Here is a 21,607-nt window from a genome sequence, read left to right as displayed (position 1 = left end):
ACAATCATCATGAAGGAGCGAGACTCTACCTCTGACCGGTAACAATCAGGGGAGCACGTCACGTCTATAGTCACTTCAAGTGGGCGATCGGAACGATAGGTTGCATCAATCGAAGGATTGAAAGTGGCCGTTCCAGCGGGGGACGCCATAGGAAGCCACCGACCAGATTGCGTCGTTCCGTGGCGCTGGCAGGAGTGTCCGCAATGACTGCAACTGGCCGTTTCACGTTTCGAGCATGCTGTGGGCGATATGATCGGCCGAAGTGAACAGCGATCTCAACGGCATTCGCGGCGTAGAAAAGCCATGAATGCCTTCGAAACCAAGGAGCTAGGTGTCAGACGTGCGCCGCAGCCAGGGCGCCGTCCGGGCGTGCCCGGAACTGTCCGAGCCAATAGTCCAGACTTACAAAACGTCCGCCGCCGTAGAAGAAGAGGACAGCAAGCATGATGACATAGGTGACCGTGAACTCGATGCCGTTGTTGAGCACCACCGGGTCGCCATATTGCGTGATATAGTTAAACCGGCCGGGAAAATTCTGTGCCAACCATTCCATGAAGGCCTGGAGTCGCAGGGTGGACTCGGCGGTCTTCCCCGCGATTGCCGCCCACCCGTGCGACCAGTGGACCGACAGGCCGGCAACCGTCATCGTCACCATCAGCGGGATCGAGATCAGACGGGTGAACAGGCCGAGCGCCAGAAGGATGCAGCCGGCGGTTTCCGTCGCCGTGGCGAGAACCGCCATCAGCAGCGGGGCGGGCATGTTCAGGCCACCTTGCGCAACGGGGGCGCCAAACCACTGCACCAGCGCTTCGAAGCCGGTCAGCTTTGCGTGCGCGCCTTCGTAAAAGATGGGCAGCAGATAGAGCCGGATGGCGAGCGGGGCAACGAAATCCAGCGCGCGGGCCTTTTCGAGCGCAGTATCAACAAGGGCGATCAGTTTCATGCGGGGTCTCCGATGGTCTTGGGGGTGGGCAGAACAGGCCGCAGATCAGACCACGCGTCAGGCTGGTCTGGAGTTCGACGGTCGAGCAACAGGGCGTTAGCGTGTCGAAAAGCCCGGCAAGCGGCGCCGCTTCTTTCGCGCGAAGATGCTCGATCAGCAGGCAATCCGGCAGCGTCAGCGGCAGGGTGAGCACCTGATGATTGGCGTTGCGGAAAATCGCATGCGGGCGATCAACGCCGTCGCCCCCGGCCGCTGGCTGTGCGGGATCGAACTGCAACAACACCAGGCGGGTGGTGGGGTTTAGCGCAAGCCTTTCCATTTCCGTGCTGGCGGGTGGCACCGATGCGGCGTCGATCTCGGCCGCGAGCAGCGCCCACTCATATTCCAGCAGCGCGATCTGTTCGCGCGGCGATACAGGTTGGCGCTGCACAAAGAGCAGGAACTCGGTGGCGATATGGTGGAACTGCGGGCGCGTCGCCGGGTGGCGCTGAATAAACGCTTCAATCGCCGCATCCAGTGCTGCGCTGCCAATAAGGCCGGTGAACAGCGGGAAGCTTGCCCGCAGGGCGTCGGCGACATTCTCGCGCAGCAACTGGCCGTATATCCCCGAGCCGTTCTTGCGGGCGGCCCGGCAGAAGCTGGCGAATTCCATCGCCATGGCGCGCGGTGCGGCGGTTTCAGGCAAGGACATGGCGGCCTTCGTCGATGGTGGTTGCGATAGCGCCGAGATCAGCCAGCAGGACGTCGAGCGCGGGCACGTTATTGTCGCGTTCGAGCAACAGCGGGCGCGCGCCGTGCAGCGCCCAGGTCTCATGCGCGAGCGCCATGACTGCGTCGGCGACGGGCGCGCCATGGGTATCGACCAGAAAGCCGTCGGCAAGTTCGAGATGCCCGGCGATGTGATAATAGACGATGGCCTCGGACGGCAGAGCGCGGAGGAACGCGCTGGCATCGGTGCCGTGGTTACGCGCATTCACATAGGCGTTGTTGATGTCGAGCAGGATGCCGCAACCGGAGCGCGCGACGAGTTCGGCGAAGAACGCGCCCTCGGGCATCTCCCCGCTATAAAGGTGATAGGCGGAGATGTTTTCCAGAACGAGGCGGCGGCTCGTAATGTCCTGCACCTGTGCGATGCGGTCTGCCAGATAGGGCAGGTTCTCCGCGCGGCGCGGAACCGGAAGCAGATCGTAGAGATAGCCGGTGCTGTCGCGCGCGGCGCTCAGGTGATCGCTGTAGATGGCTATGCCATAGTCGTCGAGGAACCGGGCAATATCGCGCAAGAAGGCGGTGTTGAGCGGCTCCGTATCGGCGATGGACAGGCTCAGGCCATGAGCGACCAACGGATAGCGATCAGCGATGCGGTCGAGTTGGTCGCGCTTGCGACCGCCAATCTGCATCCAGTTTTCGGGGGCGACTTCCAGAAAATCCAGACCTTTAACGGCGGGCGATTCGAGAAGGGTGTCGACGAACTCGGGCCGAAGCCCAAGTCCGCGCGCGCCTGCGGTCAGCGTCCGCATACGCCCTCCGCCAACCGGCTTCGGCTGTTCTCGGCGACCTTGTAGCCCTTGCCGGTGAGGCCGCATTTGCCGTCGCGGGCGCGCACGAGCACGCCGTTCGGATCGTGCTGGAGCTTGGTCTGGCTGTAGATCTTCTCGGTGCCGCACTTGCCGCTGGCGCATTTGCCGCCGCCCTTGGCAGGCTGCGATGCGGTGGCCGGGGCCTGCGGCGCCGCATAGGCCGGGGCGGCAAGCAGAGAAGTGGCGGCAATGCCCAGGATCAGTTCATGTTTCATGACGATATGCTCCTTTTATTCAATGGGAAAGCGGGAAGCAGGAGAGATCGCGGCCAGCAAAGACAGGGCCGTGATAATAGCGCTGGATGATCGCGACATTCTTGTCCTTGTCCTTCAGCGAGCGGCCCATGAAGTGATCGAGGACGAGCATCTTCGGATGGATCTGTGCCGCGATCTTGCCGACAACAGAGGGCGTCGCATGGAGGAAGCGGGACTGGGCATCGGCATCATCGTCGATGGCGGCGGGCATCATCAGCAGGTCGGCGCCCTTGGCGAAATCGATGAATTCCTTGCGGCTGCCGTTCTGGTCGGCCGAGAGCACCATCACGCCCTTGGGTGTGTCGATGCGATAGGCGAGCGCAGGCACATCGCCATGCGGGATGCCCAGAGCGGAAATGGTGACGCCATCACCCTGCCAGACCTTGGTGGCGACAGGGCTGGCGACGTTGACGTTCGAGGGGTGAACCGACAGCTTCAGGCCATCGGTGCCGCCAGACAGGCCAGCCAGATATTCAAAAGCGCCACGGCCTTGGCCGAATGTGCGGTTGAAGAAGGCGGTCATGCTTGGGAAGTTGGCATTGCTGCTGGGGCCGGCCAGCGCCACGTCATGGCGTCCGTTGAGGAAATAGGCGCCTTTCAGGATTGCGGGCAGGTCGGCCACGTGATCGGTGTGGAAATGCGAGATGCCGATGAAGTCGAGATCTTCGAGCCGGGCACCGGACTCGCCATAGCGCAGAAAGGTGCCGCCGCCTGCGTCGATCAGCAAGCGCGCCTTGCCGTCGATCCACACCACCGCGCCCGAGGACGCGCGGGCATCATCCGAGATGGGGCCGCCAGAGCCCAGCAGTTGGAGGGTAATGCCGCTCTTGCAGTTGGTGGTGGCGTCATCGGCGGCGGCGGTGGTGGGCGCTGCGGCATTGCCTGTGGGCGTGGAGGAGCCGGAACATCCGGCCAGTGCCAACGCGGCGACCAGAGCGGAGAGGGGGAGATGCGGCTTCATGTTGGTCTCCGTTGCGAGAAACGAGGGGCCAGTTCAGGCCAGCCCCAGCAGGTGGATGAGGCCGAGGCTGATCGCCCCGAGCACGAGGAGCGAGAGGACGACAGCGGCGGTCACGCGGCCTCCGGCATGGGCCACCGTGCGGACATCGACCCCCAGACCGAGCGCTGCCATCGAGACGACGGTGAGCAACGTGGCGGCTTCGTTCGCCGGAGCCAGCGCGGCCTGCGGGATCAGGCCGATGGAGCGCAGACCCATCAGGCCGAGAAAGCCGATGATGAACCATGGCACGAGGTGGTGCAGGGGCGGCCTGCCAAGGGCGGGGCGTTCGCCGGTGGTCACATGCGGGGGCAATTCGTCGGCTTCCTCGCGCAGCTTTGGCGCGATCAGCGAAAGGATCAGGCAGACCGGGCCAAGCATCAGCACGCGCACCAGCTTGACGAGCGTCCCCATCTGGACGGCGGTGGCCCCACCGGGCGCGGCGGCGGCGATCACCTGAGGCACGGCATAGACAGTGAGGCCTGCAAGCGCGCCGAACTGGTGGCCGCTAAGGTGCAGGCCGAAGGCAAGCAGCGGCAACATCAGCACGACCACCACGCCCAGAACGGCCGTAAAGCCAATCGAGGCCGCAACGTCCTCGCCGTCCGCGCCGATCACCGGCGCCACTGCGGCAATGGCCGAGTTGCCGCAGATCGAATTGCCGCAGGCGACGAGCAGCGCCATTCGCATCGGCAGCCCCAGCAATCGCCCGATCAGATAGCTGCTGGCGATGGCTGCACAGACCACAAAGGCGATGCCGATCAGCAGGCCCGCTCCGGCGGCCATGATCGTCGCTGCGCTGACCGAGGCGCCCAGCAGGACAACGGCGAGTTCGAGCAGAGCCTTGGCGCTGAACGTGATGCCGGGAAACCAGCGCTTGTCCGGCGTCCAGACGGTGCGGACGGTTGTGCCGATCAGGATCGCGAGGACGAGCGCTTCCAACCAGGTGCGCCCGAAAACCGCCGCTTCGATCCGTTGCAGGATGAGGGCGCCGCCGGTCACGGTCAGGCATAGTGCGAGGCCTGGCAGAAGGGCGCTGCCGGGCAGTTCGGGGTGGCTGGACGGGCTCTGTGTTGTCACGATGCGTCTCCTTGGTGAGACACAGATGCGACCAGCCGACCGATCAATCCAACGATCAATTTATATGGTTATGATCGATTTAAGTTGTTGATTGACTGCGCTCTGGCCTTGTCGCGCTGGCGATGGAGCGTCATCAGCGCCCTCCGGCGGCGCGTTTTCTTGGTCCGTCGAAAAATCTTCGCGATCAAACCAATTACTTGTGATGATCAGATCACCCAGTCCGGTTGCGCGTCGAAGCTCTTGATCGTGTCGAGCAACGCATCGGCCGCCTTGCTCCGGTAACGCTCTTTCTGCCGCAGCCCATGGAAGGGGCGCGGGGGAAGCGCGAGCGGCAGCGCGAACAGCGCGCGGGCTTCCAGAAGCGGGGTTACGACCAACTGGGACAGCATCGCGCTGCCCACGCCCGCGCGCACCGCCGCAAGAACGGCCTCGTTGGACGGCAAGGTCAGCACCACGTTGAGCATGTGCGGGTCGAGGCCTCGATCCAGAATAGCGGCCTCGAAGGTCGAGCGCGTGCCGGATCCGGGCTCGCGCATCACCCATGGGGCCGCCGCCAGCCATGCATTGGTGATCGCCTCGGCGGGGGTGCTGCTCACCAGCAACATGCGGTCTTCGCCCACCTTCCAGTACGCGAGCGATGGATCATCGACCGCCCCTTCAATGAAGCCCAGTTCGGCCTCGCCGTCCCGCACGCTGCGTGCGGCGCCTTCGGTGTTGGCGATCGCGACGGAGAGTTCGATCTCGGGATAGCGGCGGTGAAAAGCGGCCAGTCGCTCGGGCAGCCAGTACGCAGCGATGGTCTGGCTGGCAACAAGCCGCAGATGGCCGCGCTTGAGCCCGGCATATTCGCCAAGCGCCAGTTCCGCCTCGGCCGCCCGCGTCAGGACGGCCCGCGCCTCACCAAGGAAGAAGCGACCGGCATCGGTCAACTCGATGCCGCGCCCGACGCGGTGGAACAGCTTGATGGCGTGTCGTGCCTCCAGCGTGGCAATGGCGGCAGAAGCGGCGGACTGGGTGACGCCCACAGCGTCTGCCGCCCGCGTCATGTGCTCGCGTTCGGCAACGGCGACGAAGATGCGAAGCTGCTCCAAGGTCATGCGGGGTGATTAGCAGCTTCCCCGGATTTGTCATCGTTGATGGACGGCGTCGGTCGACGGCGGTGCCGTTGGCCGACACCATGCCCCAACCGATCAGCGGCAGGGAGAGCCGAACCGCTTAGCGCAGCACACACGGCCTCCAATCGCAGTCACATTTCTGGCTAGCGGACAGTTCTCGCCATGCCGGATTTTGCTGATGAACCTGCCATTCAACCCTTTGCGCGGGAATGGCGGCATTGTCCCACGAAGTGGCGTTCGATTTTGGCCGTGGCCGACCAGTTCAAGTCATTCAGCGTCGCTGAAGTGAGCGGCGACTATTGCAGAAACCCGCTGATCAGGTCGCGCAAATCAGCCAGTAGGTTTTGCTTCCCCATACCAGTCACCGGAGCGCACGCTCATCAGCGGTCCAGAAAATGCTCCAGACGCTCCATGTCGTCGAGGCTCATCGCTTTCTGGACGAATGCGTCCGTCACGGCGATCGAGCGATCGACGAGAGCTGAAAGAGCGAGACGATTATCGTTTTGGGCTGGCGTGAGACCCTGCTTGATCTCGAAAATTTCTTCACTATCGAATTCCCTTAGCCATGCGAGGCACGCGCTGAGCAGACCGACTACGACGTCGGCGAGTTGGACCCTCGGCTCGAGTTTCGAGTCGACGAAGCGATAGAAGTCGAGCTGTTCGCCTGCATCCATGAAGCGGTATTTTTCCAGCACTTTGCTCACCTTGTCCTCATTGTCGAGGATGTGCTGACTTGCCTTGAAGAGACAAATCCGGTGCATGAACAAGGATGAGAAATTTTCCATTATCAGGCCCGGCGTATCGTCAAGGAGAGGCAATGACGAAAGCGCCCGGCCTGACTGGAGGACACCTTTGAGCATCATGAGATTATAGTGCGGCATGAGGTCGTCGGCATCCTCCACCAATTCGACTATCTCGGTCAGAAAGCCCCTGACGTTGCCGCTTGTCAGTGCAGGATAGGAGTACCGACGCAGGATATCCTGGGTGGTGTCGAGATCGCGTCGAAGCACACGGTACAAGTCTCTCTTGAGGATATAACGGTCAACAAGGTTGAACATACCAATCTGCGGCATAGAGTCGACGATATCGACATAGGAGTAATACACCGGATCGAGAGCGATGAAGTGAATGAGGTAAGCCTCATCCATCAGCCAATTCAGGAAGATGTTCAGCTTTTTTGAGCTGAGCATCTTAAGGAAATCGCCCTTAGCGATCATATCGAATTTTATTTCTGGCGTTGCGGGCTGTATGCCCATCGAACGGCGTAGCTGACTGAGGTCGATGGCTTTCTTCAACCCTGGATGAGCGACGCCACCGAGCACGAAGAAACGGGGGTCGGGAACATTGAAGCCATCGTCTGTCAGATAGACGAGCCGATGGTTGTTGGTTTCGTCATAATACAAGGTCCGGGCCTCGTCGGTTACCGGCAGCCCGTAGAGTTCAATCGCCGGATCGCGCTGGCCGTTCACATCGATATCCATCTGATCCACCATCTGTCCTCCATGCTTTCCGGCCTATTCAGCATAAAAGCAGTCCGATTTCAAAGACGGGTTCCGGCGCAAGCTGCCCTTTTTGTGACTCGTTCAAGAACAGCAGCAAAATCCCAGCCCACGACATTTGGTTGCTCGCCGAATGTGGTAAATGAACGATGGGCGCCGACACTGCCGCCTGGCGCCTTGAACTGCGGGTCTGTGGGCAGTCGTGAAGACATGCCCTTCAGATTTGTTTGCAATATGTTCCTGTTTTGCGTATTCTGCTGCTATGTCAGAACTTGATGAAATCGCCCAACTCAAGGCTCAAGTCGAGCAATTGACTGCTGAGAATGCGGCCTTGCGCGAGGCAGGCTTCCGTGGGTCGAAGGCCGAAGCGCTGATGGCGCTCGAGTACGACCGCATCCCCACCTTTCTGAAGAGCCATCAGGCTGTTGCCTGGCAGCGGAAGATCGCCACGGCGGTGATGATTGTCGTGCCGGTAATCTTGGTTGCGGTTGCTGTGTTTGGGGGGCTTTATGCCTATCGGGATCATCAGCAGCAGTTGGAGAGCCATGCCGCTATGGATCGGGTCGCGGATGAATTTCAGTCCGATCCTGGATTTAAGCCTCACAAATAAACTGTGCTGAGGCTTATTGTGTATCGCGTTTGATCCTTTTGTCTTCGACATCCGTAGCGGCACCTTTCCGCGCGAATGTCGCTCTGGCTGCTGCGTCATCACCAGCAACTTCAGTAGCCCCCCTCTGAATTGCTGCTCTGGCAGCATCATCGCCCGGCGCATGATGGGGCGTGTCCGATCCACCTCCCGGGCCCTGGGGCGCGTGGCGGGCCGCTGATCCTGCCCCTCGGCGACCCTGCGGTCGAGGTGTTGCCTGCGGCATGGAAAACTCAGCGGGCGCTGGCACGGCACCCATCGTCGCAGCCGGATCCACCAGGCCCGCCCGAACCGGCGCCAAGCCATCAGCGGCATATTGCTCCAGAATGCGCCCGACGATCATATTGCGGACTTCGCGCTGATGGGGGGATGGTGTTGTGTTGGTGAGTGATGGCGCGCCCAGATCGCGGAATTCGGGGCTTGCGGCCATTTCTGCATAGCGCGAGGCAATGACCTGGCTCATGTCGTCGGAAATCTGGTAGCCGTTGCTGCGTGAGAGCGAGGCCATACTTTCGAGGCGTGATCCGACTTCATCGGAGCGGGTTGCCTGCCGATCCAGTGATTGCGCCTCGGAAAAATCCCGCTCGATGGCGTGGCGTTTTTCGGAAAAGTTCTCGACGCGGTGGAAGGTGCCATCGCGCCAGTAGCCGCCATCGGTGAGCGTGATGTCCTGCCCATTGGCATGGTAGCGCGTGACGTTGCTGCCCTGGCTTTGGCTGAGGCTGTCGCTGGTGCCATGGGCTTCCTGATCGCCGGTGGTTTTCGTCCACCGATGATCCCACGTGCCCCCGGCGGAAGCTCCAACCTCGGCGCCCAGCACCTTGCCGCCGACACCCGCTTTCGCGCCCGCATTGATCCCAAACGTGTTGGTCTCGGCATGGCCCAGCGAGCGGCCCGAAGTCAGGTTCTCGCCAATCGTGCGGTTGGTGCCGGTATGCTGCTTGGAATCGGTCCCCTGCCGATCGGACAATGTGGTGGTGTTCCCGCCCTGATCGCCTGTCGCCCCTTCGCTGCCGCTCGTACGGCGCGAGCCGGACGATAGGCTGTCGAGGGTGCGCATTCCGTGGCTCCAGCGCTCGGCCGAGGTTTCCCGCAGCGCATTGGCGCGTGTGTGATATTGCGCGCCAGTCTGCTGAAGGTTGCCGGTGACACTTTGTATCTCACTGGCCGAGAAGCCGAAGCGGCTGATCGCGCCGCTTGTGTTATACACCGTGGAGCCGTCGGCCATCGTCGAGGTGATCGTGCCATTGTCCCCACGCATGTTGACCTGCGGGATCGGGCTGGCCGAGACGGTCCAGGTGGGCGCGGTGTTGACCTGATTCCCGGTCACGTTCTGGAACTGGCTGTTGCCATAGGAATAGTTGCCGGTGGTGCGCTCGACGGCCGCAGCCTCGGCCGCGTGCAATGCGGGCGCCAGCATGGCGGTGGTGTTGGACGCGATGGACATGGCGCCTTTGGCCATGCCGGCGGCCATGACCGGCACGAACATGAGGAGGTAGCCCGCCAGTGTTTCCATGTTCTGGTTGACGGAATCGATGCCCGCCATCGTCGCCATCGTCATCCCGGTTGGTGCGAGCGCGGAAAGCTGGGCGGCCGAATATTGCGTGATGAACATGTGGAGCACCGCATAGATCGGCCCCCAGGAGGCGAGGTAGAAGAAGCCCGTGAGGTAGCCTTTCAACAGCGCCGGCCCGGTCTGTGGAAACAGGAAGAGCGGGAAGACCACCGGAAACATTGCGTAGAAGACGATAGTCAGCACGAGGTTCAGCACTGGTACCCAGGTCATCGCCTGCCGCGCCGCCGAGATGTAGCTGTTCTGCGCCTGCACATCGGCGTGAAGCGCGGCGAAGGTATCGCCGCCGCCCGATCCGAAATTGGCCCGCGCCTCCATGAAGGCATTCACTAGGCTGCGCTGCTGGAAGATCGTTTGCGCGCTCATCGAGGTGCCGCCGTAATAGGCCTGCGCCATCGTCGGCAAATCGTTCTTGAGCTTGGTCACTGCGCTGGCGGCAGGCAGGTTAGGATAGAAGGCAGGCGCCGCTGCGTTGATCCCAGCGGTGGCCAGGGCTGGAAAGGCCTGCACGATAGCCTGATAAGCGCTCTGGCACCCGATTATTGAGGCTGTGCCTCCGCCGGCAGGGATCCAGGTTGTCGAGCGCGCCGGCGAGCCCGGGCCGATGGCGGAGAGCAGGTCAGGCGAACTCGCCAGTGTCGACCAGCCATTCCCCTGGCCCAGCAGGATGTCATAGAAGGTGCATTGGGCCAGATAGCCCTCGACATTGGCCTTCATGATCGGATCGGAAATCGTGAATTGGCTGGTTAAATCGTTGAGCCGGGTGGGATAGATCATACCGCCCGCGCTGTAGGTCAGCGCCGAGGGCATGGTGAAAACGCTCTCTGCCGTCTTGGTCAGCCAATTGTTCACTTGGCTCGAAAAGCTGGCGACCATGGCAAGGCCGATCGGCACATTGGCCACCGCGCCATTGCCCACCGTCGGGTTGATCGTGTCGGAGACGACTACCGTGGTCGTGGGCACGATCATGCACATGTACATGGCGGTCGCCGAGAGAAACCAGTGGAACAGCACCCGCCAGTTCAATGAGAAGGCCATGACCAGCAGGCTGTAGCCCAGGCCCATCACCATCACGACTTGCAACATCGAACGGAAACCGCCACCGCCAGTCCAGGCGGCGACAGCGTTGAGCACGTTGACGATATACTGACCGCCCCCGCTGGTGATGACATTGACGGTCATTGGGCTGGTCTCACTGAAGCGGATGCTGGCCGAGCGACCTCTCGAACTGGAGGGCGGCGGTCATCTGGGGGGACATGGTGTTGCGCAGTGTGGCCTCGATGCGGATTGTGCGCTCGAGGATCTGCTCGGTGCGGGTCAGCCGCTCGGAATTATGGACCACCTGCGCGTCCAGCGTCTTGGTCACATCGCGGAGCTGGTCCTGCCACTGCTTGAGGGTCAGCGGATCGGCGTTCTGGAAGGAAGATTGGCCGTCAGTCACGAGTCTGTAGAACTGGCCGACGATGGTTTCGAGCAGATCGACTGAGGTGATCTCGGCCAAGCTGGAAATGTCAGCCGAGTTCATGCCGCCAAAGCTCGCCGCAGCATTGACCACCATGATCTTGTAGAGCGGGATCGTGGTGGCGCCGAGCAGGCCGATCTCTTCCGACGTCAGTTGCTGGTTGCCCTGGATGCGCCCGGCAATGTCGATCAGCAAGTTGTAGACCCGCGTCTTGAGTGCATTGGCGGTGCTGACCGAGAGGCTGGTCTGCGAGGGGTTGAGGCACTTATCTGTGGTGTCGCAGGCATAGACGGTGGCGCTGTTGCCGCCATCAAGCAGCGCGGTGATGAGCGCCGGATCGCCTTGGCCCAGAAACTTGAAGGTTGGGCCTTGGGTGTCGCTGGTGCCGGGCTGGTAGATCACTGTGCCGACTAGGCTCATCAGATATTGTTTGAAGGCCGTGTCGAAGCTTGGGTATTTCTCGCTCAGCATCGACCAGGTGTAATTGTAGGGGCCAGCAGGGATTGTGCTGTCGGAATTGCCCTTGATGGTTGAGCTTTGGCTGCCACCGGTGCCGCAGCCCTGCTCGGACGATGCCCAGTCAGAGAAGACACCCTGGCTGTTGCCGATGATCTTGCAGAATTGGCTGTCGCGCGCGCCCACCATACCGGCAAGGCCTGCGGCTACCTGCTGGCCTGCCTGACAGGCATCCAGGCTATGCTGGGTGAACTGCTGGACCTTCTGCATCATCTTCTCGATCGAGGTGCCGATCTGCGAGGAGATTGCGTTGATCGCGAGGTCGAAGACGAAGGCCAGCGCGCCATTGGCTGCAGCCTTCATTGCCGCCACGATCTGGTCGGTGTTGATGAAGGAAAAGCCGCCGGTGAAAATGTCGATGCCGCCGCAGCCGGCCTTGACGCTGGGCATCTGGAGCGAGCCCAACTGATAGGTCGTCTGCGCGGGGAAGCGCACCCAGAGGTTGCCGCCCGAGTAATAGCCGCCCTGTTGGCCGTTATAGGCAACGGGGCCAGTGGCATTCGCCGCCCCGCCAAGGTTCGAGAAAAACGAATTGAGCTGGCCGTTCACATCAGCCTGCGCGGTCTGGACGCAGATCAGATTGCCCAGCGCCAGCACGGCGAGGAAGCGGGCCAGCCACTGGCGGATCGCATGGGGCCAGCGCATCAGAAGTCGCTCCCCGGCTTGACGCTGGTGAGGTAGAAGATGCGTTGCAGCACATCGTCCTCGGCCATGATGCCGTAGCCGATGGGGATCGGCTTTTTGAGGTAGGTGTCGAAAAGCACGAGTGCCGGCACCTGACCGCCTTCTAGCCCCATCTTCTCATACTGGCCCTGATTGACGACAAAGCGCGGAAAGGCGGGGGTTGGGCCGCCGTCCATCGAGACCGGCAGGACCGAGAGGTGGTATTTGTCCGAAAGCGTGCGGACGATGGGCGAGAAGACTTCGCAGGCCCCGCAGGATGACGAGTAGAAGAAGAACAGCCCATAGCGTTCGGAAAGTGACGTGATGACAGCCTCGCGATCGGTCTTGCGTTGGGCGAGCCATGCCGTCTTGCCCAGAGTGCTGACCGGGCGCTGGAGCGTGTAATCGAGATCGGGGTGCTGCCAGATCGCGCGTTCCCATACATCGGCAAAGGTCGAGGCGCGGTCGAGTTGCTCGCGCTGGTAGCGGACATAGGCGATGATGTTGTCCGAGGTCGGCTCGAGGATCGCCTTGGCCTTCAGCTCCTCAAGCCGCGCACCGATCTTGTCGAGCTGCTGGCGGTAGGTCGGCGATGCCGCGTTGGGGCTGGCAGCGGGCTCGCTGGGCTTGGCCTTCGGGCGTTCGCAGTAGAACCAGGTGCCCAGCTTGCGCTCGCCGCAATAGAAGGGATCGCCGGTAACGGTGGACGTGTCCACATGTTCACCTATGGCGCTGTCCACCTGTTCACGCGTGGACGGGATCACATCCTCACGATTGGACATGTCCTCCTGTTCTAGTGTGGGGCTGGGTTGTGGGCTGTCCATCGCCATAAGCGGGCTGGCGGCAAGAAGGCTGACGCCAGCGAGTAAGGCGGCGAGCGTGGCTGTGATCGGGCGTGAAGCTTGGCGCATGGCGTCAGGATCCTTGACCATGGGTTTGGTAGTAGGCTTGGACCTTCTGCTGGATCTGGGCGGAGGTCTGGAGTGAGGCGGGCAGCGACACGGCGCTGGTGAAGTCGGCAAAGACTTCCGCGAAATCCATCTTGGAGAGATCGAGCTTGGAAAACTGGTCGACGGTGAAGCCCGTGCAGTTGGGCGATTGCGGGCTCCCGAAATCCAGCCCCAATTGCGCGCGGCCCTGTTCCTGGATCACACGGGCAAGTTTGGACTGGTAGCAGCAGTAGCTCTTGCGCATGGTGGTGCAGACAAAGAGCGCCTTCTCCGAGCAATATTCGCCGACATAGTGGCACAGGCCCATGCGGTCCTTGACGTCGAGCTGCATCTCCTCGCCCGAGCACATGAAGAGCGGCAGGAACTGGGTCACAAGGCCAAGCAGCATCACTGGATTGCCTGAGGCGAGGCCGATGGCGGCCGTGGCGGCCGCCGCGCCGGTCAGCAGGCCGGCAACCTTGCCCGCACAGCAATTGACGAGGCCGAAGAGCGGCTTGTGGCAGCCGGAGGCATCGCCATCAAAGATCGTCAGATTGTTGGCGTCGAATTGCTGCTTGGCGTCCTTCATCGCGTTCATCGCGACCAAGGTCTTGGCCAGATCAGGCGCCGGCGAGGTCGGAAGCTGGGTGCAGCTTCCATCGATGCAATAGACGTCGCCGCTGCACGAATAGGCCTGGGTGGTCTGGCTCGTGGCCGGGGTCGTGCATTTGTAAACCTCGCTCCTGACCTGACACGCGCCCACCTGCGGGCTGTCGAGGCAGACCTCGTGGTCGAAGCTGCAATTGCTCTTGGCCGACAGCGTTGCGCAGTCGTTCGCACTCGAGAGCGTGCTGCACTGGTAGCTGGCCTGCCATTGCCAGCAATCGTGCGTGACCGCGACACCGTTGATGGTGCGCGTGGTGGGCGAGGCATCGACGCAGACCTGGCTGGGCTGCATGCAGGTCTCGCCCGTGGGCAGGGCTTTCAGCTTGGCCTGGCAGTCGGCATTGTCGACGCTCGATCCCTGATAGATCTGGACTGGCCCGACATAGGCCGCGCCGGCCACACCTGGTGCCTGGTCCTGCGGCGGAGGCTCGAAGCAGAGCGTCGTATGATTGACGCAATAGGTCTTCGAGGCACTCGCGCCGTAGTTGGTCTGCGCGCCGCAATTGTAGGTCGTGTCGGTCTCGGTGAAGATCATACCGAGGCCCGCGCCGGGCGGCCAGGTGGTGACCGATGGCTTCTTTGTCTGGTTGACCTGCGTGCAGGAGGACTGGCTTGCGAAGCTGCCACAGTCGGAGACCTCGCCCCAATAGAACGTGCCGCCGGTGTTGGGGTTGTAGATGTCCCATTCCGAGGTGTGGCAGGTGTATTGGTAGGCCCTGGTGAATTGGTTGGCCCAGCCAATGGTGCAGGAAAAGCTGCTGTCGGTTTCGGCCGTGCCTATCTGGCAGGAATCGTAATAGGTGCTCGCCGCACCGCTGCTCGCAGGGATAGGCTGGCAATTGCCCTGCGAACTGCCCGCAATGTCGGTGTAGCTCGTCGGGCTGCTCTCGACCTGCTTCGCGCTCGAAAGGCCAAGGCTTGAGGCATCAACCACTGGTCGGTTCGGGTTGGTGACGATGGCATAGGGCTGCGAGGTGACTGCGGCGACCGCACCGTCCCCTGCAAGGCTGTTGGGGTTGGCCAGATACTGGCCTTGCGGCAGATCGGCGCCGCCATAGCCGGGCACGGCATTGGGCGCGGACTGGCTGGTGACATTGCCGGTGACCTGGCCCTGCAACTGGCTGGCGATCGCGCTGGCCGCAGCCTTGGGATCGACGGTCTGGGCGGCGAGCGGCGCGCTGGCGAGCAATGCGCGGCAAGCCAAACCCACCAGCAAAATCGCGCGGCCCCTCATGGCACGCGGTCCAGATTGGCCAACGCTTGTTTCGCTACCGGCGCGCCCGGGCCACGACCTTGCGCGATGGTCTCGAGCGCGAAATGGGTGGTGACGTTGCCAGCGATACGATCATAGGGCGTGGGGCTGCTGGCGCAGTCTTCGCCCGAGCAGAGGTCGAAGCTGGACGATGCCGCGACATAGGTGGGCACCGCCTCGATGCCATAGGCACGGAACAACCGCGGATCGATGCTGACATGAGCGCCGGACGTATCACCGATGGCCTCATGCAGTGCGGCCATGAAGGGCTTGGGGCCACCGGGCGAGAACCCCCTGAAGACCACCATGCCCCCTGCTTTGGAAACATCGGCGATCATTCGTTTCAGGGACTCGGGCGGCATCGACAGGCTGGCAAAGGCAATCAGCATCGGGGCAGAATGCGGGGATGGTGCCATGCTGTGGCCAGCGTCGGCCACCAAGGCATCGAGATCGACAGCATTGCCCGTCGGGGCCATTTGGGCTCGAACAGCGGCCTCAGCCTTCACCTTGGCCTGAGAACGCTCGACCAGCGCCTCAACATCCTCAGCCAGATCGGCGCTGGCATCGGCCTGATGGCCCAGCACCTGATCGACGAATTGACCGAGGTTGCGGGCATGGGCCTGCGCCGCCTTGTTGATGGCATCGAGATTGAGGCCATCGACCGTGGTCTGGGCCAGCACGGTGCCAACACCACCGAGGGTGATTAGAGAGCCGAGCAACAGGAGAGATTTGCGCATCCTTGGCCTTCCCATCAGAACGCGCAGCAATTGCGCTTGCGCCACAGGAGGTAGCCCACATCCTCACCCACCACCGGATAGGTGTGCGATTTGAGCTGGACGGCAGTCGATCCACCGGGAGGCTGGCAGGCATAGCGGCCCGTGGTGGCCGCGACCGGATTGACCATTTGCAGCCGGTATTGCTGCTTCCTCATGATCGGCATGATGTATTTACCGCAGAGGCCGGAGTCGCCCATCGTGCCCCAAGCGAGCGCCGTCCGGTGCATCTTGAAAACCATCCGCTCGGCCGCGAGCCGCATCGACTGGTCCATCGTATCGTTGTTTCCGATGTTGCCGGTCATCGGGTACATCGAGCCATTGCAGCCCGCGCACCAGAAGAGCTGGTCGAGCGGCAGCGCGGCGGTGGCAGCGACGCAATCGGCAGCACAGGCAACCTGCGCCAGCGGAAAATCGAAGACCACGGTCTCGGGATAGACGAGCGCTGCCAGCGTATCATCGTTCCAGGTCGGGTCGATCTCGGTCATGTAGGCGAGATCGAACGAGGCGGATTCAAAGCAGATGAAATCCCCCAGCAACTCCAGCAGATAGAACAGCGGGTAGACGTAATAATGCGCCTGATACTGGGCGCTCATCTGCGTGTTGCCGCCCTTCTGCGAGGCAGACGAGACATGGCCGTTCCCCACATACATGCCCGGATTGATCGTCAGCCCGCCAAGGTTGGGGAAGCAGAAAGGCTTGGTGGTCACATCGATCAGCCGCACCGGTTCCCAGAAGCCGAAGGAGAGGCCCGGCCGGATGCCGCAGAGGCAGACCGGCAGGCTGGGGTTTGAGGGATCAGGCTTGTCGCTTGGCCAGAGGTCGAAGCCGCCGATCGAGAGCGGAAAGAAGCAATCCCAGCAGATGTCGGTGATGGGATTGGGGAAATGGCCGTGGCAGGTGGGCGAGCCCTGCGCCTGCGCCACTTGCGCCGATCCCAACGCCAGACTGGCGGCGAGCATCGCCCAGAATTTGCCTCTGCGGCGGCCGGGTGCGCGGCGCGCTTCCTTGCCGGTGCGAAGGCCACGCCCAAAGCGTTGCCAGAAGACGGGGCGGATGCGCTTCATCGGCGTTCTCCGGTTTGCGGCAGCGCCACTTCGCGGATGTCGAGATGGTCGCCCTGCTGGACGAGCAGCGCGGGCGTGTGGGCGATACCGAACTTGCCCGTGAGGCTGCCCATCTGGTCGAAATAGAACCGTCGCTGTGTCGCCTTCATGAGATCGGTGGGCGAGCCTTTGACCAGCACGATCCAGAGCTTGTCCGGCGCGCCCTGGCGCATGGCCCACTCGCGTTCAGCCGCACTATCCCCATCGATGAAGGCGAAGCTGTGGGCGAGATTGAGATGGGTCAGCGGATTGAACCGCTGGCCCTGTACGGCAATCAGGATGCCGCGCGCATCGCGGATGTCCTGAGAGAGCGTGACACTGGGATCAAAGCTCCAGCGCCTGTCGCTGGTGGCCGGCGTGATCCCTGCCACAGCGTGGGGCCGGCGTACGCTGGTCTGTGCCGCCTCGACAAAGCGCTGGTTCATGGCATCGAGCTTGCCGTTCTGCCGCGCAGCCTCGAGGCGCGCCTTGATGACCGCGAGCAGATCGGGCTCGGCAATCGACCAGGTCGGGCCGAACGTCCCGAAATCGCGGGCGCTCGCCATCATTGGCACTGAGCCGATCCCCAGCACGGAGATCAGGATCGAGGCGGGACCGGCGCGCCTCACAGGATCGGCGTCCCGATGCCGATCAGCCGATCGCGGCAGACGAAGCCGATCGCAGCATAGCGGCTGTCGAACCCGTCCTTGTGCGGGCTGCCGGCATAGATGCAGCCTGGTGGGATCGTGCCAAGCGGGCCGGGCACCAGATCCTCGCCCTGATGGGTCTTGGGCTTCAAGTGGGCGATGGTCTTGCCATTCACCTGCACGGCGTCGCCTGTGCGGGTGACGACATCGCCCGGCACGCCATAGGTGATCTTGGCGAAGGGCTTGGGATCAGCCCCGAAATGCTTGATGACCAGCAGATCATGGCCGGGCGCGAATACGACGTAATCACCACGTGCGGGAAAGCGCCCGGTCTCGACCAGCAGCGCCCAGTTGGGAAGCGATTCGCTGGCGTTGATGAGGAAGGCGTGGTGGTCGTGCCAGTCCTTGAGTGCGGACCAGCCAAGCGCTGCGCCGCCGATCAGCGCCATGCCGCCGAGCTTGAGGCGCCACGACGACGCGCGCGGTGCCGCGACTGGCGCAGCTTCACTTGCTGCTGCCATGGTCGGCTCCCTTGGCATCGAAGAACTGCTGCATCTGGGCGGCGGGGCTCTGAGATAAGGCCGGCTTGGCCAGGCTGGCCGTGACCTCGTCGCGGACCCGGGGCGTGATGTCAGGGACATCGCCGGCGACGACGGCGTTGCTCAAGAGCAGGATTTCGCCCTGCGCCGCGTGGCGGGCGACCGCGAGGTTGAGCGCCTTGATGTAGGCGCTGGTTTCCGCCGTGATCTGGTCAGGTGTGGCGCCGCTGCGGGCCTCGGCCTGGACATAGTCCCGCACGAGGTCCGCGAGCGCCACCTTGCGGATGGTGGTCACCCGCTGCTCGAGACTGAGCAGCTTGTGCGTGGTCCAGCTTCCCCAGAGCAGGCAAGCGCCGGTAAGTCCCATGGTGAGGATCTGGCGGCGATTGCTGGCAAGGAAGGCCAGCAGCGCGGGGCGCTTGCCATGCTCGACAGCGGGTGTGGGTGCGGCTTCAAGCCCCAAGGGCAATTCGCCCTGCGGCAGCGGGTTGTCCTCATGCATGGGTGGAGTCCCTATTCTCGGAGGTGTCCTCGAAGGCCCGCGCAAAGCCGCCGCGCCGGAAGAAGGCGACAGTCAACAGGATCGCAAAGAAGCCGATGATGACTTGGCTGTCGAACTGGTCGCGGCGGATGGCGTTGGCCGCGACATAACGGTCAGCGAGATTGGCGAGCTGCGCCATGGTGACGGGCAGCGAGAAGTCGCCGATCGCAAAGAGGATCACCGCCAGGACGCCAGCAGCGGCCAGCACATTGACGGCAAACCAGCCCGTCAGGCGCAGAGCGCAGGCCGCCACCGCGCCCCAGTTGATGGAGGTGGATTTGGTGCCGGAGCGCCGCGAGGTCATGGCCGTGCTCCCTTGGAGATTCGATCAAGGCCGTAAGCCACGCATTCGATGGCCTCGGCCATGGTGGCGCCGCGCGCGACCTCGGCCTCGATCCGGGCATAGACCGCCGGGCTCGAGGAATAGAGCGTGCCCGAGAAGGGATCGAGCACGAGGCGGCAGACGGTCTGCGTGTCCGGGCCGCGAATGAGCAGGTCGGAATATTCCGTGCCATTGCGCTTCAAGGAACGCAGCAGCGCGTCGGTGAAATTGTCCATCTCGAAGCGGTCGGACTTGCGGAAATCGGCGATGGTCTCGGGCTTTTGCTGGAGCACCAGCATCCAGTCGGAGTTTTCGAGCGCCGCCTTCGAGCCGCCCGACTTGTAGAAGTCATTGATCGACTGGGTCGCGGTGATGAGCGAGGCGCCATATTTGCGGCAGGTGCGCGAATAGGTCTCAACGAAATCCGCCATCGCGCCGCCCTTCAGCATCGCCCAGGCCTCATCGATGATGAGCGCCTTGGGGATCTGGCGGTCGAGCTTCCTCATCGTCTGCGAGGCGACGAACATGATCGAGGTCAGGACCACGCTGCGCAGTTCTTCGCGTGAAGAGAGGTCCGACAGCTCGAAAACCGTCAGATCGGCCGAGAGGTCGAGATTGGTGTCGCCAAGGAAGAACGGGCCATAAGTGCCGGCTTCGGAAAATGGCAGCAGGGCCGTCGCCAGATCGTCAGCCTGGGGGTGGCCGGCGGCGCGCAGCGCGGCGATGATGCCATCGACGGTGCCCTCGCGCGCTTTCTCGTTCCAGACGCTGTTCACGGCCGCATCGATCAGCCCGCGCTCGGTGTCGTTGAGGCGGTTCTCGAAGCGGGCCATCTGGCTGATGATGGCCTTGAGCATAGCAAGGCAGTCGACGAGATAGTCCTCGTCGCCCGCAGCAAGGTCGAGGTCGATCATGCGGAACGGGTTGATCGAGATGCCGGACGACAGTTTGAACTCGGTGAAGGTGCCGCCCAAGGCCTTCGCCATATGCTCGAAGGAGCGGCCATCATCGATGACGATGGTCTTGGCATTCACCCCGGCAAGGCTCGCGGTCAGATCCTGAAGCAGCACCGATTTGCCCGAGCCGGACTTGCCCGCGATCGCGACATTGTGGTTGCCAGCATTGTTCTGGAAGGGCGACCAGAACTGGGGCTGACCGCGCCGCCCGATGAACAGCAGGTGAGGGATCGCCCCGCCATTGTATTCGCCCTGGACGGGAGCGAGCGCCGCCACATTGGCCGAAAGCACGGTGCGAAAACGGCGCATCCGCATGAGATCGCGCGACAGCCCGTCGGCCAGGGTGAGCGGGAACGAGGCCAGCAGCCCGCCGGTCTGGAGATAGGTCTCGTCGATCAGATCCCAGCCAGCGGCCTTATAGATCGCCTTGAGGGTGCGCTCATTCACGTCCCCGCGCCCAAGCGGCGAGACCATGGTGACGCTGTAATAGATCTGGACCAGTTTCTGACCCAGACGGACCTGCGCCTGCACATGCTCCCATTCAGCCGATTGGGTCTTGAGGGAGGGAACAAGCCGCGCGGCCTTGCCATCGGCCAGCGCCGTGGTGCGGGTGAATTTCCATCCTGCCTTGGCTTCGGAGGTTTCGGCCGAAGGGATGATCCCGGCAATCGACTGGAGCACCGGGCACGGCAGGCAGAGTTTGGGATTGAAGATGTCGCCGATGACCTTCTGCGTGTCCCATGGCGCCCAGCGTTCGGGGAAGTAACGCACCGACATGGTCCGCACATCGAACTCATGCGGGCTCATATCAGCCATCTCGGGCGCGCCATCGATCACCAGTCCTGAGGGCCGCAGCGAGGGCGCCTCGAGGATCAGCCGGTCCTTCTCGACGCGGGTAACGAGATCGCGGCGGATGCACTGCTCGTTGATCGGATCGAAGGGGCTGTAATCGGGCGCATCATCGCCCGCGCCCGTCGCAGGGCAGACCACGTCGTCGATGAAACGGATGAGTTCGGTTGGGCTGAAGATCCGCGTCTTGACGTTGATCGAGTCGAGCGCCGAGGTGATCCCGTCGCGGATGCCAAGCAGTGTCTCGGCATCAACGCCCGATCCCGCGCCAACCCCCACGGCAAAGAGCACGCGGAATTGGCGCAGATGGAAAGGGCCATCGGTGGCAAGCGATGCCCAGGCGCCGCCGCGCAGCAGATCGAGCCGATAGCGCGCCAGCTTGTTGAAGACCGCACCGGCGCGGACGCGGGGCAAGGCCCACTCTTGCAGCTTTTCGGCGATGCGGGGGCTGGCATAATTGATGATCTGGAATTCGCAGCCGGCCACCAGCACATCAGAGATGATCGAGGTCAGGATGTCGCCGATGCGCTCGTCCGCGCCGATCAGCGGGGCCAGTTCGAGGATGAAGCCCTTGGAGCGGGTAAGATGGAAGATCTGCGTCTCTGCCGCATAGGCGCGATATCCGAGGAAGCTGGCGAGCATGGGCACATCGCGCGTTTCCGCGCGATGTTCGGGCGCCTCACTGTCGCCGGTGACAAGTTCGATGAGCCGGGCGAGCATGGC

At 62.7% G+C, this 21,607-nt stretch carries 20 protein-coding genes; 1 reads left to right on the top strand and 19 read right to left on the bottom strand.

What is annotated here, in order from left to right; translation table 11 throughout:
* Positions 1–334: 334 nt before the first annotated feature.
* The 8 genes from IE191_RS17635 to IE191_RS17600 all read right to left on the bottom strand — a co-directional run bounded on the left by IE191_RS17635 (position 335) and on the right by IE191_RS17600 (position 7,459).
* Positions 335–943 (bottom strand): HvfX family Cu-binding RiPP maturation protein, encoded by a 609-nt coding sequence (locus IE191_RS17635; protein WP_191325689.1) that lies wholly within the window; start codon positions 941–943, stop codon positions 335–337.
* Positions 921–1,628 carry an HvfC/BufC family peptide modification chaperone gene (locus IE191_RS17630; RefSeq protein ID WP_229815588.1) on the bottom strand — a complete coding sequence of 236 codons (708 nt, stop codon included), beginning with the start codon at positions 1,626–1,628 and terminating at the stop codon, positions 921–923. Before IE191_RS17630 ends, IE191_RS17635 begins: the two co-directional genes overlap by 23 nt.
* The gene (locus IE191_RS17625) at positions 1,621–2,460 is read right to left on the bottom strand and encodes an MbnB/TglH/ChrH family RiPP precursor modification enzyme (RefSeq protein WP_191325688.1); all 840 of its coding nucleotides are present in this window, start codon (positions 2,458–2,460) and stop codon (positions 1,621–1,623) included. Before IE191_RS17625 ends, IE191_RS17630 begins: the two co-directional genes overlap by 8 nt.
* Positions 2,448–2,735 (bottom strand): hypothetical protein, encoded by a 288-nt coding sequence (locus IE191_RS17620; protein WP_191325687.1) that lies wholly within the window; start codon positions 2,733–2,735, stop codon positions 2,448–2,450. The genes IE191_RS17625 and IE191_RS17620 overlap by 13 nt, the downstream gene beginning before the upstream one ends.
* Positions 2,736–2,754: 19 nt before the next feature.
* Positions 2,755–3,735 carry an MBL fold metallo-hydrolase gene (locus tag IE191_RS17615; RefSeq protein ID WP_191325686.1) on the bottom strand — a complete coding sequence of 327 codons (981 nt, stop codon included), beginning with the start codon at positions 3,733–3,735 and terminating at the stop codon, positions 2,755–2,757.
* A gap of 33 nt (positions 3,736–3,768) precedes the next feature.
* Positions 3,769–4,851, bottom strand: coding sequence for a YeiH family protein (locus IE191_RS17610; protein WP_229815587.1), 1,083 nt, complete (start codon positions 4,849–4,851; stop codon positions 3,769–3,771).
* Positions 4,852–5,057: 206 nt separating this feature from the next.
* Positions 5,058–5,948: a LysR family transcriptional regulator gene (locus IE191_RS17605; protein ID WP_191325685.1), complete on the bottom strand. Its 891-nt coding sequence runs from the start codon at positions 5,946–5,948 to the stop codon at positions 5,058–5,060.
* A gap of 398 nt (positions 5,949–6,346) precedes the next feature.
* Complete coding sequence (locus tag IE191_RS17600; RefSeq protein ID WP_191325684.1) at positions 6,347–7,459, bottom strand: DUF3800 domain-containing protein; 1,113 nt, start codon at positions 7,457–7,459, stop codon at positions 6,347–6,349.
* Positions 7,460–7,727: 268 nt separating this feature from the next.
* On the opposite strand from IE191_RS17600, the gene IE191_RS17595 reads away from it, so the two are divergent.
* Positions 7,728–8,075 carry a hypothetical protein gene (locus tag IE191_RS17595; RefSeq protein WP_191325683.1) on the top strand — a complete coding sequence of 116 codons (348 nt, stop codon included), beginning with the start codon at positions 7,728–7,730 and terminating at the stop codon, positions 8,073–8,075.
* Between the two features lie 13 nt (positions 8,076–8,088).
* On the opposite strand, the gene IE191_RS17590 is transcribed toward IE191_RS17595, so the two are convergent.
* The 11 genes from IE191_RS17590 to traC form a co-directional block, all read right to left on the bottom strand.
* The gene (locus IE191_RS17590) at positions 8,089–10,866 is read right to left on the bottom strand and encodes a conjugal transfer protein TraG N-terminal domain-containing protein (RefSeq protein WP_191325682.1); all 2,778 of its coding nucleotides are present in this window, start codon (positions 10,864–10,866) and stop codon (positions 8,089–8,091) included.
* A gap of 10 nt (positions 10,867–10,876) precedes the next feature.
* On the bottom strand, positions 10,877–12,259 hold the full coding sequence (locus IE191_RS17585) for a conjugal transfer protein TraH (RefSeq protein ID WP_229815586.1): 1,383 nt from the start codon (positions 12,257–12,259) through the stop codon (positions 10,877–10,879).
* 47 nt (positions 12,260–12,306) lie between these two features.
* Positions 12,307–13,257, bottom strand: coding sequence for a conjugal transfer protein TraF (locus IE191_RS17580; protein WP_191325680.1), 951 nt, complete (start codon positions 13,255–13,257; stop codon positions 12,307–12,309).
* Complete coding sequence (locus IE191_RS17575) at positions 13,241–15,154, bottom strand: conjugal transfer protein TraN (protein ID WP_191325679.1); 1,914 nt, start codon at positions 15,152–15,154, stop codon at positions 13,241–13,243. The genes IE191_RS17580 and IE191_RS17575 overlap by 17 nt, the downstream gene beginning before the upstream one ends.
* Positions 15,151–15,909, bottom strand: coding sequence for a type-F conjugative transfer system pilin assembly protein TrbC (trbC, locus tag IE191_RS17570; RefSeq protein ID WP_191325678.1), 759 nt, complete (start codon positions 15,907–15,909; stop codon positions 15,151–15,153). Before trbC ends, IE191_RS17575 begins: the two co-directional genes overlap by 4 nt.
* 14 nt (positions 15,910–15,923) lie before the next feature.
* Entirely contained in the window at positions 15,924–16,907 is a 984-nt protein-coding gene (traU, locus tag IE191_RS17565) for a conjugal transfer pilus assembly protein TraU (RefSeq protein WP_191325701.1), read from the bottom strand.
* A gap of 101 nt (positions 16,908–17,008) precedes the next feature.
* Entirely contained in the window at positions 17,009–17,659 is a 651-nt protein-coding gene (gene traW, locus IE191_RS17560) for a type-F conjugative transfer system protein TraW (RefSeq protein WP_191325677.1), read from the bottom strand.
* On the bottom strand, positions 17,656–18,198 hold the full coding sequence (locus tag IE191_RS17555; protein ID WP_191325676.1) for a S26 family signal peptidase: 543 nt from the start codon (positions 18,196–18,198) through the stop codon (positions 17,656–17,658). Before IE191_RS17555 ends, traW begins: the two co-directional genes overlap by 4 nt.
* Complete coding sequence (locus IE191_RS17550; RefSeq protein ID WP_191325675.1) at positions 18,182–18,718, bottom strand: TrbI F-type domain-containing protein; 537 nt, start codon at positions 18,716–18,718, stop codon at positions 18,182–18,184. The genes IE191_RS17555 and IE191_RS17550 overlap by 17 nt, the downstream gene beginning before the upstream one ends.
* Complete coding sequence (locus tag IE191_RS17545) at positions 18,711–19,061, bottom strand: hypothetical protein (RefSeq protein ID WP_191325674.1); 351 nt, start codon at positions 19,059–19,061, stop codon at positions 18,711–18,713. Before IE191_RS17545 ends, IE191_RS17550 begins: the two co-directional genes overlap by 8 nt.
* The gene (gene traC, locus IE191_RS17540) at positions 19,058–21,604 is read right to left on the bottom strand and encodes a type IV secretion system protein TraC (RefSeq protein WP_191325673.1); all 2,547 of its coding nucleotides are present in this window, start codon (positions 21,602–21,604) and stop codon (positions 19,058–19,060) included. Before traC ends, IE191_RS17545 begins: the two co-directional genes overlap by 4 nt.
* Between the last annotated feature and the right edge of the window lie 3 nt (positions 21,605–21,607).

This window comes from Novosphingobium pokkalii (assembly GCF_014652855.1).
In the GTDB taxonomy this organism is placed as follows: Bacteria; Pseudomonadota; Alphaproteobacteria; order Sphingomonadales; family Sphingomonadaceae; genus Novosphingobium; species Novosphingobium pokkalii.
Note: the sequence above shows the minus strand (reverse complement) of the source record. Positions and strands in the feature narration are given on the sequence as shown.